This window comes from Variovorax boronicumulans NBRC 103145, assembly GCF_001591345.1.
GTDB classification, from domain to species: Bacteria; Pseudomonadota; Gammaproteobacteria; order Burkholderiales; family Burkholderiaceae_C; genus Variovorax; species Variovorax boronicumulans.
In genome coordinates this window covers 25,536-39,528 of record NZ_BCUS01000055.1, presented here as the reverse complement: position 1 = coordinate 39,528, position 13,993 = coordinate 25,536, and the positions used below count along the sequence as shown (strand labels likewise).

10 protein-coding genes are annotated in these 13,993 nt (G+C 69.4%); 3 read left to right on the top strand and 7 right to left on the bottom strand.

The genetic code is table 11. From position 1 onward, the window contains the following. Positions 1-1,519, top strand: a 1,519-nt coding sequence (locus tag VBO01S_RS17090) for a carboxylesterase family protein (protein ID WP_062476790.1), incomplete at its 5' end; no start/stop codon positions are given. Positions 1,520-1,537: 18 nt separating this feature from the next. On the opposite strand, the gene VBO01S_RS17085 is transcribed toward VBO01S_RS17090, so the two are convergent. Beyond that, on the bottom strand, positions 1,538-2,170 hold the full coding sequence (locus tag VBO01S_RS17085) for a response regulator (protein ID WP_062476788.1): 633 nt from the start codon (positions 2,168-2,170) through the stop codon (positions 1,538-1,540). Next, complete coding sequence (locus tag VBO01S_RS17080) at positions 2,167-3,231, bottom strand: sensor histidine kinase (protein WP_082818175.1); 1,065 nt, start codon at positions 3,229-3,231, stop codon at positions 2,167-2,169. The genes VBO01S_RS17085 and VBO01S_RS17080 overlap by 4 nt, the downstream gene beginning before the upstream one ends. A gap of 200 nt (positions 3,232-3,431) precedes the next feature. Between VBO01S_RS17080 and VBO01S_RS17075 the strand changes: the two genes are divergently transcribed. Continuing rightward, positions 3,432-4,550 carry an ABC transporter substrate-binding protein gene (locus VBO01S_RS17075; RefSeq protein WP_062476786.1) on the top strand — a complete coding sequence of 373 codons (1,119 nt, stop codon included), beginning with the start codon at positions 3,432-3,434 and terminating at the stop codon, positions 4,548-4,550. A gap of 24 nt (positions 4,551-4,574) precedes the next feature. Here VBO01S_RS17075 and VBO01S_RS17070 read toward each other — a convergent pair whose 3' ends face one another. From VBO01S_RS17070 to VBO01S_RS17055, 4 genes are read right to left on the bottom strand one after another with little or no spacing between them, the layout of a single operon-like run. Next, positions 4,575-5,033, bottom strand: a complete 459-nt coding sequence (locus VBO01S_RS17070; protein ID WP_062476784.1) for a RidA family protein — start codon at positions 5,031-5,033, stop codon at positions 4,575-4,577. Beyond that, a complete protein-coding gene (locus VBO01S_RS17065) occupies positions 5,030-6,022 on the bottom strand; it encodes a transglutaminase family protein (protein WP_062476782.1) in 993 nt (330 codons plus the stop codon). The genes VBO01S_RS17070 and VBO01S_RS17065 overlap by 4 nt, the downstream gene beginning before the upstream one ends. 15 nt (positions 6,023-6,037) lie before the next feature. Then, a complete protein-coding gene (locus tag VBO01S_RS17060) occupies positions 6,038-6,859 on the bottom strand; it encodes a basic amino acid ABC transporter substrate-binding protein (RefSeq protein WP_062476778.1) in 822 nt (273 codons plus the stop codon). 42 nt (positions 6,860-6,901) lie between these two features. Continuing rightward, the gene (locus VBO01S_RS17055) at positions 6,902-9,676 is read right to left on the bottom strand and encodes a circularly permuted type 2 ATP-grasp protein (protein WP_062476775.1); all 2,775 of its coding nucleotides are present in this window, start codon (positions 9,674-9,676) and stop codon (positions 6,902-6,904) included. A 130-nt stretch (positions 9,677-9,806) separates the two neighbouring features. Between VBO01S_RS17055 and VBO01S_RS17050 the strand changes: the two genes are divergently transcribed. Next, positions 9,807-10,406, top strand: coding sequence for an ORF6N domain-containing protein (locus VBO01S_RS17050; protein ID WP_062476773.1), 600 nt, complete (start codon positions 9,807-9,809; stop codon positions 10,404-10,406). Positions 10,407-10,438: 32 nt separating this feature from the next. Here the strand turns inward: VBO01S_RS17050 and VBO01S_RS17045 are convergent, their stop codons facing one another. Further along, positions 10,439-13,939, bottom strand: a complete 3,501-nt coding sequence (locus VBO01S_RS17045; RefSeq protein ID WP_062476769.1) for a transglutaminase family protein — start codon at positions 13,937-13,939, stop codon at positions 10,439-10,441. Positions 13,940-13,993: the final 54 nt, after the last annotated feature.

Below are 13,993 nucleotides of genomic sequence, written 5' to 3'. Positions count from 1 at the left end.
GCCGCAGCCGTGGAGCGGCGCGCGCGCCGCGACCACGCTGGCCGGCATGTGCGCGCAGGTCGGCAACCCCTTCGGCGAGCCCGACCCGGCCACCTTCGGCCAGCCCGTGGGCACCGAAGACTGCCTGTACCTGAACGTGTGGCGACCGAACTCCAGCGCCGAGAACCTGCCGGTGTTCTTCTGGATCCACGGCGGCAGCAACACCAAGGGCTCGGCGCGCGAGCCGGCCTATGACGGCGCCTACCTGGCGCAGAAGGCCAACATGGTGGTGGTCACCGTGCAGTACCGCATGGGCATGCTGGGCTGGCTGAACCATCCGGCCATGAAGACCGGCAACGCGCTGGACGACTCGGGCAACTTCACCACGCTGGACCTCGTGCGCGCGCTCGACTGGGTGAAGGCCAACGCGCGCGCCTTCGGCGGCAACCCGGGGCAGGTGACGGTGGCGGGCCAGTCGGCCGGCTGCATCAACACCTGGGGCCTGCTGCAGTCGCCGCTGGCCGACGGCAAGTTCCACCGCGCGCTGTGCATGTCGGGCGTGCCCAACGCCTATCCGCCGGTGGTGGGCACGCTGGCGGCCGATTCGCTCATCGACAACCTGCTGGTCGACACCGGCCGCGCCTCGACCACGCTGCAGGCCGCGGCGCAGCGCCTGACCATGAGCCAGTCCGACATCGCCGCCTTGCTGCGCGGTGCGAGCGCGGCGCAGATCATGAAGTTCACGCCCAGCCCCGTGGTGCCCGGCCACTTCACCGACGGCACCGTGATCCGCGCGAGCGGGCTGCCCGGTCTGCTCGCGGGCAACTACAACAAGATGCCGCTGATGATCGGCTCCACGCACGACGAGGGCTCGTACTTCGCCTTCCTGTTCGGCATGGGCCAGCCCTCGCAGCAGGAGCTGTGGAACCTGACCAACTACGCGGCGCCCGGCAGCGTGACCTTCAACCAGCTGATCAAGCCCGAGTTCCGGCCGATCTACACGCAGACGCATGAAGTGATCAGCTACGCGCTGGACAACGTGATCGACAACGTGATCCGCGTGCTGCGCCTGCAGAACGGCGACATCTACCGCTACAACTACAACTGGGACGACACGCCGCAGCCCTGGAAGGACACCTTTGGCGCGTTCCACGGCATCGACGTGGCGGCGCTGTTCGGCAACTTCGTGACCGACGAGCCGAACTTCATGCGCTTTGCCTGGAGCAGCGCGAACGCAAGCAGCCGCAAGGCGCTGTCGGACAAGTTCATCGGCCACGCGGCGAGCTTTGCCCGCTACGGCGCACCGAGCCGCATGTTCGACGGGCAGACGACCTGGAACAACTGGACCAACTTCGTGTGCCTGCTGTGCAGCAAGCGCATGGTTTTCGACAACCAGCCGCGCATGTCGGCCGACGACTACCTGTTCTTCTGGCCGCGCTACTCGCTGCTGTCGCCGCAGCAACGCGAGTTCCTGTTCCAGCAGATCGATTTCAACGCGCTGCCCGAGTCCGTCGACCCGCTGCGCGGCGGCACCCGCTGAGTTCCTGAAAAAAGCGAGCTACTGGATGATCCCGTGGCGCACGGCATAGAGCACCAGCTCCGCCGTGCTGGCCACGCCCAGCTTGTCGAGGATGTTGCTGCGGTGCGTGCTCACGGTCTTCACGCTGATGAGCATCTCGTCGCCGATGGCGGTGAGCGACAGGCCCTTGAGCATCATGAGCATGATCTGGTGCTCGCGCACCGTGAGCCGCTGGTGCGCGGGGCGGTCGTCGCGGCCTTCGAGCTGGCCGCTGACCTGCGAGGCGGCGCGCGCGCTCAGGTACTGGCCGCCGGCCGCCACGCAGCGGATCGCGCGCACCAGCTCGGCGGGCTCCGCGTCTTTCGCGATGTAGCCGCGCGCGCCGGCCTGGATGGCGACCAGCGCGTACTGTTCCTCGGCGTACATCGACAGCATGAGCACCGGCAGCGCGGGCTGCAGCGCGCGGATCGAGGCCAGCACCTCCAGGCCGTTGCGGCCTTCCATGTTGATGTCCAGCAGCACCACGTCGAAGCGGCGCTGGCGCACCAGCTCGAGCGCCTCGGCGCCGTTGCCGGCCTCGGCCGTGGTGCGCAGGTCGGTCTCGTCGAGCAGCAGCCGCTGCAGGCCCGAGCGGAAGATCGTGTGGTCGTCGACCATCAGGATGTCGATCATGCCGGGCCGCTCTCCGGCTGCGGCAGCGGCACGCTCAGCGCCAGCCGCGTGCCCGCGCCGGGCGCCGCGTGGATGTGCAGCTCGCCGCCGATCTCGCGTGCGCGCTCGCGCATGCTCAGAAGGCCCAGCGCGCTGCCCTCGGGGGCATCGGCGTCGAAGCCGCAGCCGTCGTCGTGCAGCGCGAGCCGCAGGCGTTCGCCGTCCACGCGCAGCCGCACCTCCACGCGCTGCGCCTTCGCGTGGCGCAGGACGTTCGTCAGGCCTTCCTGGAAGATGCGGTAGACCGCGGTGGCCTGCTTGGGCGCGAGCCGCAGCGCGGGCGCGTCGGTGTCCAGCGAATGCAGCACGCCCGAGCGGCGCGTGAAGGCCTGCAGCTCGTGGGCCAGCGCCACCGACAGGTCCAGGTGGTCGAGCGCGCTGGGGCGCAGCGCCTCCGAGATCTGCTTGACCGTGTCGATGGTCTGCTGCGTGAGCGCGATCAGGCCCTGCGTGAGCGCCTGCACCTCGGGGTTGTCGGCGCGGCGCTGGATGCGCGTGGCGTCCATCTTGATCGAGGTCAGCATGCCGCCGAGCACGTCGTGCACGTCGCGCGACAGCGCCAGCCGCTGCTCCTCGAGCTTGTTGGCGGTGTAGGCCGCCAGGGCCTGCAGCTGCTCGCGCGAGCGCTGGCGTTCTTCCTCGTTGCGCACGCGGTCGGTCACGTCCACGCCCACGCCCATCACGGCCGGGCGGCCCCGGTGCTCGATGCGCGAGCCGTGGACTTCGACGAAGCGCACGCGCCCGTCGCGGTGCAGGCCGCGCGTGATGAAGTGCATGCTCGGCGGATTGCCCGCCAGCCGGATGCGGATGCGGATGCGCACGACTTCCACGAAGTCGGGCGGCACGATCTCGGCCAGCGACATGCCGGTCATTTCCTCGGCGGTGTAGCCCACGATGGCGGCCCAGGTCGCGTTGCAGTAGACGAAGCGGTCGTCCTGGATCACGTAGATGCCCGCCACCGCCTGTTCGACGATGGTGTCGAAGGGCATGTCCTGCAGGCTCTCGCGGGCGGGTGCTGTCATGGGGGCGGGCGGTGGCGCGCTGCATGATAGGTCGCGGGCCGCGCCGCACGGCCGCCCCCGAGGGTTTGCGAGCAGCAGGGTTCCCCGTAGCGCCGGCCGGAAATGTCCGATGGCCGCCGCGTGCGGTGCGCCGCCAAGATCGGGGCCCGCCTGCTTCAGGCTGCCCCACGGCCGGCGACGCTGGCAAGGACAACACCACGATGGTCTACCGTTGGCTTGCGCCTTTGCTCCTCCTGTGCCTGGGCCTGCCGGGCCGCGCCGACGAGATCGTGGTGGGGCAGTCGCTGCCGCTGAGCGGGCCGCTCGGCGAGGCCGGGCGCAACGTGAAGGACGGCATCGACGCCTACCTGGCGCGCGTGCAGCGCGAGGGCCTGCTCGGGCGCCACAAGCTGGTGTGGCGCGCGCTGGACGACGGCTACTCGGTGGAGCGCCACACGCAGAACATCCGGCAACTGGTGGTGCAGGACAAGGTCGACGCGCTGGGCCTGTCGGCCGGCACCTCGCACATCGACGCGGCCTACCCGACGATGCGCGAAGCGGGCACGCCGCTGATCGGCGCGATGACCGGCGCCTCGGCGCTGCACGGCGCGCAGCGCGCGCTCATCTACCACCTGCGCGCAAGCTACGCCGACGAGGTGCGCCAGCTGGTTGCGCAGGCGGTGTCGGTGCGGCAGCGGCGCGTGTTCGCGGTCTGGCAGGACGACGGGCTGGGGCGCGATGCGTTTGCCGCGCTCGAGATCGCGCTGCGCGGCGCGGGCATCGAACTCGTGGGGCAGCAGGGCATCGCGCTGGCGCAGATGGACGGCGCCGCGCTGGCCGCGAGCGTGCGCGCGGCGAAGCCCGATGCGCTGTTCGCGCTGTGCGTGACGCCGTGCGGGGTGAAGCTGCTGTCGGGGCTGGCGGCGGAGAGCGGCGTGGCACGGCCGACGCCGTACATGCTCTCGATCGTCAACGGCGAGGTGCTCGCCAAGAGCGTGGGGCCGGCGGCGCGCGGCACCGTGATCTCGCAGGTCATGCCCAACCCGCGGCTGGCGACCTCGCCGCTGGTGCAGCGCTACCAGCAGGACATGCGCAGCCACATGGGCCGCGACGAGTTCAGCTACTTTTCGCTGGAAGGGTACGTGGTGGCGATGGTGACGGTGGAGGCGGCGCGCTCGGCGCTGGCCGCTTCACCGCGCCGCTCGATGCAGGACGCCATGAAGCTGATGCTGCGGCGGGAGATCGAGGGGATTCCGGTGTCGAGTGGCGACGATCCGGGTGTGCGTCCGCATCCGGTGACGCTCTCGATGATCGGAAATGGAGGGCGGCTCATTCACTAAGAACGGAGCCGCCCAAGAGAAAGATCAGCCGATCTCTGCGATCAGCTCGATCTCGACGCAAGCGCCCATCGGGATCTGCGCCACGCCGAAGGCGCTGCGCGCATGCGCGCCCTTTTCGGGGCCGAACACTTCGGCGAAGAACTCGCTGGCGCCGTTGGTCACCAGGTGTTGCTCGGTGAAGGTGCCGACCGAGTTCACGAGGCTCATCACCTTGACGATGCGCTTGACCTTGTTGAGGTCGCCCACGGCCGCGTGCAGCGTGCCGAGCAGGTCGATGGCGATGGCGCGTGCGGCCTGCTTGCCCTCGTCGGTGCCGATGTTGGCGCCGAGCTGGCCGACCCAGACCTTGCCGTCCTTCTTGGCGATGTGGCCCGACAGGAACACGAGGTTGCCGGTCTGCACGAAGGGCACGTAGGCAGCGGCGGGGGCGGACACCGGGGGCAGGGAAATGCCGAGGCTGGAAAGCTTGTCGTAAACGCTCATGGAGACTCCTGATCTGGGGATGATGATGACGATGACGGGGGTGATTGTGTCTGTGTTTGCGCCGCCGACGCCGGCAGCTGCACCACTTCCCCCACGGGTTGCACGGTCACGCCGACATGCAGCGTGTGGCGCGCGCCGCCATGCAGCACGCCGCGCATCGGCGAGACGTCGGAGTAGTCGCGCCCGATGGCGAGCGTGACGTAGTCCTCGCCGGGCTGGCGGCCGTTGGTGGGGTCGAAGTCGGCCCAGCCACCCACGCTCTCGGGGCCTTCGCCCTCGCCGGGCAGATACACCGACACCCACGCATGCGAGGCGTCGGCGCCCACCAGGCGCGGCTGGCCCGGCGGGGGCTGCGTGAGCAGGTAGCCGCTCACGTAGCGCGCCGGCAGGCCCATGGCGCGAAAGCACGCGATGAGGATGTGGGCGAAGTCCTGGCACACGCCCTTGCGCTGCGCCAAGGCCTCGACGGCGGGGGTGTTGATCTCGGTGCTGTCGGCGTCGTAGGCGAAGTCGCGGTACATGCGCTCGGTGAGGTCCATTGCCACGTCGAAGGTGGGACGTTCGGGCACGAAGCTGGCGCGCGCGTAGGCCACGAAGTCGTCGTGGCGCGGCACGTACGGCGAGGGAAACACGAACTCCGAGGCGGGGTCGAACGGTGCGTCCTTGCGAAAGCGGAAGCGCTCGCGCACGGCCTCCCAGGGCAGCTCGCGCGCCACGGCGGGAGAGAGCACGGGCTCCGACGTTTTCACCACGCTCTCGGCCGTGACGATGAGGTGGTCGTGCGTGGTCTCGAGCGCGAAGAAGGCGCGCGTGTTGCCGTACAGGTCGGGCACCTCGTTGCGCTGCGCGGGCGCGGGGTCGATCGTGAGCTGGTGGCTCACGAGCTCCTGCGAGGCGGTGGCCAGCGGGCGCAGGTGCGCCAGGTGCTGCGCCGTCTCGACCGCCGGCGCGTACGCGTAGCGCGTTTCGTGGGTGACGTGCAGCAGCATGGCGCGGCCCGCTGTTTACTTGGACTCGGCGCCGAAGTGCGAGGCGTAGATCTTCGCGTAGGTGCCGTCGGCCTTGATGTCGGCCAGGCCCTTGTCGATCTTCGCCAGCAGCTCGGCATTGCCCTTCTTCACGGCGATGCCGTACTGCTCGGTCGAGAAGCCGGCGTCGCTCACGGTCTTGAAGCCGCCGCCCGGGTTGTTGGCCAGGTAGTGGGCCACCACGCCGTTGTCGGCCACCACGGCCTGTACGCCGCCGGCTTCGAGTTCCTTGAGCGCCAGCGGCGTCGATTCGAAACGCTTGATGTCGGTGCTCGACTTGCCCAGCAGCTTGCCCACCACCTCGTCGCCGGTGGTGCCGTTCTGCACGCCGACCTTGAGCTTCTTGATGTCGTCGAACTTCGCGACCGTCGAGTCGCTCTTCACCGCGATGAGCTGGCGGGCCTCGAAGTAGGGCTGCGAGAAGTCCATCGTCTGGCGGCGCTCGGGCGTGATGGTGATGGCCGACACCAGCAGGTCGCGGTCGCCCAGCTCGAGCGTGTTGAAGATGCCTTCCCACGGCGTGTTGACGAACTTCACCTCGATGCCGGCCTTCTGCGCGACGGCCTTCACCACGTCGATGTCGAAGCCCACGACCTCGCCCTTTTCGTTCTGCGATTCGAAGGGCGTGTAGGCCGCGTCGGTGCCCACGACCAGCACGCGCGGTGCGGCGGCGGGCGGCGGTGCCGAAGCGGCCGCGGGCGCGGCGGGTTCCTGCTTGCCGCAGCCGGCGAGCGCGAGGCCGACCAGGAGGCTGGCGGCGGTCAGTGTGAGACGGCGGTTGAGGGCGATGCCGGACATGGAAATGCCTCCTTCGAAATATCGTTGTGTGTATCTGTGGAATCAGGCGCCCACTGAGCGCAGCGATTCCGAGGTGAGCGTGAAGTAGCGCGTGCCGATGGCGTCCGACACGTGGTACGCCGCCGTCTCGCAGGTGGCGAGCAGTTCGACCAGCGCGGGGTAGTCGGCGCCGGGGCCGGCCGCGCACAGGTGTTCGAGCGTCCAGGTGGCCGGGTCGGGCAGCTCGTACGACAGGGCCGTGAGCTTGCCCGGCGCGCTGCCCGCGAGCCGCGCGATGCGCCCGCGCAGCGTCTGCGTGACCCAGGCCAGCGAACGCGGGTTCTCGGCGTCGAGCACCAGCAGGTCGACCAGCGTGGCGACGTCGCGGCGCTGCTGGTAGCGGGCATGGAAGGTGATGGTGCTGTCGAACAGCGCCACCATCGCCTCGAAGCCGCTCACCTCGTGCACGGCGCCGTTGGCGAAGCCGGCCTCGAGCGCGCTCGAGAGAAAGCCCAGCCGCTCGATGTGGCGGCCGATCGACAGCAGCCGCCAGGCGTCGTCGCGCGTCATGCGGTCGGTCTGCGCGCCGGTCATGGCGGCCAGCGCGGTGCTGGCGGATTCGAGTGCGCGCAGGGCGGCGCTGGCGGCAAAGCTGCCTTCGCCGGCCTGCTCGGCCGCGCGCCGCAAAAAGTCGCTTTCGGCGCGCACGATCTGGTTCCAGTTGTCCTGCGACAGCCGTTCGCGCACGGCCGCCGCGGCCTGCCGGATGCTGCGCAGGCTGTAGCCGACGCTGCCACCGTTGTCGACGTCGCCCAACTCGGCGATCAACGCGCGTTCGAACACGCGGCGTGACTGCGGCGCGCTCGGCGCTTCGGCGGGCACGAGCGCATTGCGCACCGCCATGCGGTGCAGCCATTCGAGCAGCGGACGCGAGGACTGGTCTTCACTGCCCAGCAGATTGAGCGTGAGGCGCGCCAGGCGCACCGCGTTCTCGGCGCGCTCGGTGTAGCGGCCGAGCCAGAACATGTTCTCGGCCGCGCGACTGGTGACCGGCGCGCGGTGCCGCGCGAGCGAGGCCGGCGTGGCGTGCGGCTGCAGCAGCGTGGTGCGGTCGACCTCGCCGTGCGTCTGCACCCAGACGTCGGCGCTGCTGCCGCCGCGCTGCATCGAGGCGATCTGCGCATCGGGGCCCGCCAGGCGCGCCAGGCCGCCGGGCAGCACGCGCCACGACTGCGGGCCGTCGCTCACCGCGAACACGCGCAGCATCAGCGCGCGCGGTGCGATGTGGCCGGGGCCGAGGTCGCTGGCCCAGGTCGGCATCTGCGACAGCGGCAGGTAGCCCTGCACCGTGTGGACGTCGCCCTCGCGCACGATGCGGCCGGCCCATTCGTCGATTTCACGGCGGCTGAGCTGGCTGCCGAACACGGCGTCGAAACTGGAGCGCCCCTGGAAGCCGGGGTAGGTCGGCTTGATGGCGCTCTCGCCCAGCTGCGGCAGCACGGCCTCGAGCGAGGCGCGTTCGCCGCACCACCAGGTCGGCAGCGCCGGCAGCTTGAGCTTCTCGCCGATGAGCCGCAGCGCCAGCCCGGGCAGGAAGCCCAGCAGCGCCGGCGATTCGAGGAAGGCCGAGCCCGGCATGTTGGCCACCAGCAGGTTGCCCGCGCGGATCGCCTGCAGCAGGCCGGGCACGCCAAGCGTGGAGTCGGGGCGCAGCTCCAGCGGATCGAGGAACTGGTCGTCGAGCCGCTTGATGAGGCCGTGCACCGGGCGCAGGCCCTGCAGCGTCTTGAGGTACAGGCGCTGGTCGCGCACCGTGAGGTCGCTGCCCTCGACCAGCGTCAGGCCCAGATACCGCGCCAGGTAGGCGTGCTCGAAGTAGGTCTCGTTGTACGGGCCCGGCGTGAGCAGCGCGATGTGCGGCGGCGAGCCCGAGGGGCACATGCGCTGCAGGCCTTCCATCATGGCGCTGTAGGTGGCGGCCAGCCGCTGCACCTGCAGCGCCTCGAAGGCCTGCGGAAACTGCCGCGTGATCGCGAGGCGGTTCTCCAGCAGGTAGCCCAAACCCGAAGGCGCCTGCGTGCGCTGCGAGACCACCCACCAGTTGCCGTCGGGGCCGCGTGCGAGGTCGAAGGCGGCGATGTGCAGCCAGGTGTCGCCTGCCGGCTTCACGCCGTGCAGCGCGCGCAGGTAGCCGGGGTGGCCGCGCACCAGCGCCGGCGGCAGCAGGCCTTCGGCCAGCAGCTGTTGCGGGCCGTAGGCGTCGGCCATCACGCGGTCGAGCACGCGCACGCGCTGCTGCACGCCGGCCTCGATCTGGGCCCAGCTCTCGGGCGAGACGATCAGCGGGAACAGGTCGAGCGACCACGGCCGCTGCGGGCCGTTGGCGTCGGCGTACACGTTGTAGGTGACGCCGTTGTCACGGATCTGCCGCTCGAGGCTGACCGCGCGGCGGGGCAGGTCGTTGAAGCCGCCAGGGCCGAGCTGTTCGAAGAAGGCGTGCCAGGCGGGGGTGAGCGGGGGCTGCTCGCTGGAGGGTGAAGGTTCCTGTGCCTGTGATTGCGAGGAGGACTGTGACTGTGACTGTGACTGGGATTGCGATTGCGATTGCGATTGCGATTGCGACGGAGCCGGGCGCTCCTCGGCGGCGTCGTACAACAGCGGGGCCGCGGCGGGAGTCGGGGCTGCGCCCGACACCGGCCGCGAGGGCGCCGCGGGCGTCGCCTGTCCCCGCAATTCGTCGAAATGCCCAGGCAGGGCCGCCGGCGCGAGCGAAGACGCCAGCGCCGCCGGATGCTCCGGGGCCTGGGCGTCGAACAGGGATTCGTTCAGGGGTTCCACAGGGGGGAGATTGTCACATCACCGTCACCGGGGCCTCCGCGCACCGTCTCGCGAGGCGAAATGAAGGCGTCGAAGGTCCGTATATGAACAGCGGTAGCCATAATCAAAAAAAACCAATTCATCTCTTCACATGAGCGCGGCATCCCCCAACTCACCGCTGCAACCACATATCGAGAGCCGCATCCTGTCATTGCGAGAGCAGCGCGTGATGCTGGATTCCGATCTGGCGGTGCTCTACGACGTGCAGACCAAGGTGCTGGTGCAGGCGGTCAAGCGCAATGCCGAGCGCTTCCCGTCCGATTTCATGTTCCAGCTTTCGCCTGAGGAGTGGGCGGCTTTGAGGTCACAAACTGTGACCTCAAACACCGGCCGCGGCGGCCGACGCACGGCACCCTACGTGTTCACCGAGCAGGGCGTGGCGATGCTGTCCTCGGTGCTCGGCAGCCCGCGCGCCATTGCGGTCAACATCGAGATCATGCGCACCTTCGTGCGGGTACGGGCGCTGGTCACGACGCACCAGGACCTGGCCAGGCGCTTGAGCGAGCTGGAAGAAAAGACCGAGCTGATCGACATGCGGCAGGAATCGTTCAGCAGCAACACGCGCAACCAGTTGCGCCAGGTCTTCGATGCCATCAAGGCGCTGACGACGCCACCCGATCCGCCCAAGCGGCCCATCGGCTTTGTGACGCCCGATGAGAAGAAGGCTCCGAAGGCGCGCGGCAAGCAATAAGCGCCCCGCGCGAACAGAGCCCACCTCGTCCCTCAGCGCCGCAGGTCCAGCGTGAACGGAAACTCCCGGCTGCCCGGCAGCTCGATGGTGGCCGGCGGCGTGCGCAGCAGGCCCGGCGTGTGGCCGGTGCGCGTGAAGCGCGAATGGCGGCGGCTCTCGGCCTCGTAGGCGTTGACGGGGAAGGTGTCGTAGTTGCGACCGCCCGGGTGGGCGACGAAGTACTGGCAGCCGCCCAGCGAGCGCTTCATCCAGGTGTCGACGAGGTCGAAGGTCAGCGGTGCGTGGGCCGGGATGCTCGGGTGCAGCGCCGAGGGCGGGTTCCAGGCCTTGTAGCGCACGCCGGCCACGAACTCGCCGGTGACGCCCGTGGGCTGCAGCGGCAGCACCTTGCCGTTGACGGTGACGACGTGGCGGCTTTCGTTCAGGCCGGTCACGCGCACCTCGATGCGCTCCAGCGACGAGTCGACATAGCGCACCGTACCGCCGGCCGAGCCTTCCTCGCCCATCACATGCCAGGGCTCCAGCGCGTTGCGCAGCGACAGCTCCACGCCCATCGACTGCATCTGGCCCACGAGCGGGAAGCGGAACTCGAAGTGCGGCGCGAACCAGTCGGCATCGAAGGCAAAGCCGGCCTGGCGCATCTCGCTGATGACGTCGTCGAAGTCCATCTTGACGAAGGTCGGCAGCAGGAAGCGGTCGTGCAGCTCGGTGCCCCAGCGGGTCACGGGCGCCTGGTAGGGCGCGTCCCAGAAGCGGGCGACCAGCGCGCGGATCAGCAGCTGCTGCGCGATGCTCATGCGCGCATGCGGCGGCATCTCGAAGGCGCGCAGTTCCAGGAGGCCGAGGCGGCCGGTGCTGGAGTCGGGCGAGTAGAGCTTGTCGATGCAGAACTCGCTGCGGTGCGTGTTGCCCGACACGTCGATCAGGATGTTGCGCAGCGTGCGGTCGACCAGCCACGCAGGCATGTTCTGTCCGTAGATCTCGCGGTTCTTGGCGATCTCCTTCAACGCGATTTCCAGCTCGTAGACCTGGTCGTTGCGCGCTTCGTCCACGCGCGGCGCCTGGCTGGTCGGGCCGATGAACATGCCCGAGAACAGGTAGCTCAGCGACGGGTGGTTGTGCCAGTACAGCAGCAGGCTGGCCAGCAGTTCGGGCCGGCGCAGGAACGGGCTGTCGGCCGGCGTGGCGCCGCCCATCACGAAGTGGTTGCCGCCGCCGGTGCCGGTGTGGCGGCCGTCGGTCATGAACTTCTCGGCCGACAGGCGCGTCTCGAACGCGGCGTTGTAGAGGAACTCGGTGTGGTCGACGAGTTCCTTCCAGTTGTGGGCCGGGTGGATGTTGACTTCGATCACGCCCGGGTCGGGTGTCACGGCCAGCATCTTCAGGCGCGGATCGCGCGGCGGCGGATAGCCTTCCATCACGATGCGCACGCCCAGTTGTTGCGCGGTGGCTTCGACGGCGGCGACGAGGTCGAGGTAGTCCTCCAGGCGCGCCAGTGGCGGCATGAAGACGTAGAGCACACCCGAGGCGCTGCCTTTCTTCTCGGCCGCGGGGCCGTTGGCGCGGCGCGGGTCGCGCACCTCGACGCACAGCGCGGTGCGCGTGACCCAGTGGGCCGATTCGCCGCGCAGCGGCTGGCGCGTGGCGGGTGTGGCGGCATCCGCAGCAGCTGCTGCATCGCCCTTCGCCGCATCGCCGGGGCTTTGCATGCGCAGCGACGCGGCCACCACGGGCGGCGTGCCGAAGGTGTAGGGCACCTCGCCCAGGTCGGCGCCGGCCACCGGGGTGGCGGTGGCATAGCGTGCGCGGTAGTCGGACGCGCTGGGCAATGCGGCGCGCGGCGCGGTCGGGTCGCGCTCGATGAGGTAGGGGTAGTCGCCCTTGCTGGCCCACGGCTGCGAGTCGAGCGGCAGGCGGTAGCCCATGGGCGAATCGCCCGGGATCAGGAACAGGCGGTCGTCGCGCAGGAACCAGGGGCCGGTCTTCCAGCCGGGGCCGGCGAGCGCGGGCGTGTCGCTGTTGGCGTTGCCGGGCTCGATGGGCAGCATGTAGCCGATCACCGCGTCGAGCTTCTGCGTGAACACGCGGCGCAGGCGCACGCGTTCGAGTTCGTCGTCCAGCTTGGAGTCGAAGGGGTCGACGTTCACCGGCAGGCGGCGTTCGCGCCAGAGGTAGTAGTAGGTGTCCTCGTAGCCGGCCTGGATGTAGCGCTCGGTGAGGCCCAGCTTGTGCGCCAGCACGGTGGTGAAGCGGCGCGCGTCCTCGCTCGTGTAGTGCGTGGGAAAGCGCTCGTCGGCGAACAGCTCGGGGTCGTGCCACAGCGTCTGGCCGTCGGCGCGCCAGAAGATCGACAGCGCCCAGCGCGGCAGCTGCTCGCCCGGGTACCACTTGCCCTGGCCGAAATGCAGGAAGCCGCCCTGGCCGTACTCGGCGCGCAGCTTGTGCACGAGCTCGGTGGCGTAGCCGCGCTTGGTGGGGCCGAGCGCGTCGGTGTTCCATTCGGGCGCGTCGCGGTCGCTGGTGGCCACGTAGGTGGGCTCGCCGCCCATGGTCAGGCGCACGTCGCCGGCCACGAGGCGCGCATCGACCGCGTCGCCGAGCGCGAGCACCTCGGCCCATTGTTCTTCGGTGTAGGGCTTGGTGACGCGCGGCGATTCGTAGATGCGCGTGACCTTCATCTCGTGGCTGAACTCGACCTCGGACTCGTCGACGCCGCCTTCGATGGGCGCGGCGCTCGACGGCGTGGGCGTGCAGGCGAGTGGAATGTGGCCTTCGCCGGCCAGCAGGCCCGAGGTGGCATCGAGGCCGATCCAGCCGGCGCCCGGCAGGAACACCTCGCACCAGGCGTGCAGGTCGGTGAAGTCGACCGTGGTGCCGCTGGGGCCGTCGAGGGCCTTCACGTCGGGCGTGAGCTGGATCAGGTAGCCCGACACGAAGCGCGCGGCCAGGCCGCAGTGGCGCAGCAGCTGCACCAGCAGCCAGCCCGAGTCGCGGCAGGAGCCGCTGCCGTTGCTCAGCGTTTCTTCCGGCGTCTGCACGCCGGGCTCCATGCGGATGAGGTAGCTGACGTCCTTCTGCACCTGCTGGTTGATGCCGACCAGGAAGTCGATGGTGCGCTGTTCCTTGCGCTCGATCTTGTCGAGGTAGGCCTGCAGCAGCGGCGTGGGCTTCTCGGTGACGAGGTAGGGCGCCAGCTCTTCGGCCTGCGAGGCCGTGTACTTGAAGGGGAAGTTCTCGGCCTGCGGCTCCAGGAAGAAGTCGAAGGGGTTGTAGACCGCCATCTCGACCACGAGGTCGACCGTGACCTTGAACTCGCGCGTCTTCTCGGGAAACACGAGCCGCGCCTGGTAGTTGGCGAACGGGTCCTGCATCCAGTTGACGAAGTGCTCGGCCGGTTCGACCCGCAGCGAGTACGAGATCACATTGCTGCGGCAATGGGGCGCGGGGCGCAGTCGCACGACTTGCGGGCCCAACTGCACCAGGCGGTCGTATGTGTAGTGGGTGACGTGGTGGAGTGCGGCGTGGATGGACATGCGTAGGGGCGTGCAGTGCAGCGAGGTTGCATCGAAAAGATGTCTCTGGTGAGA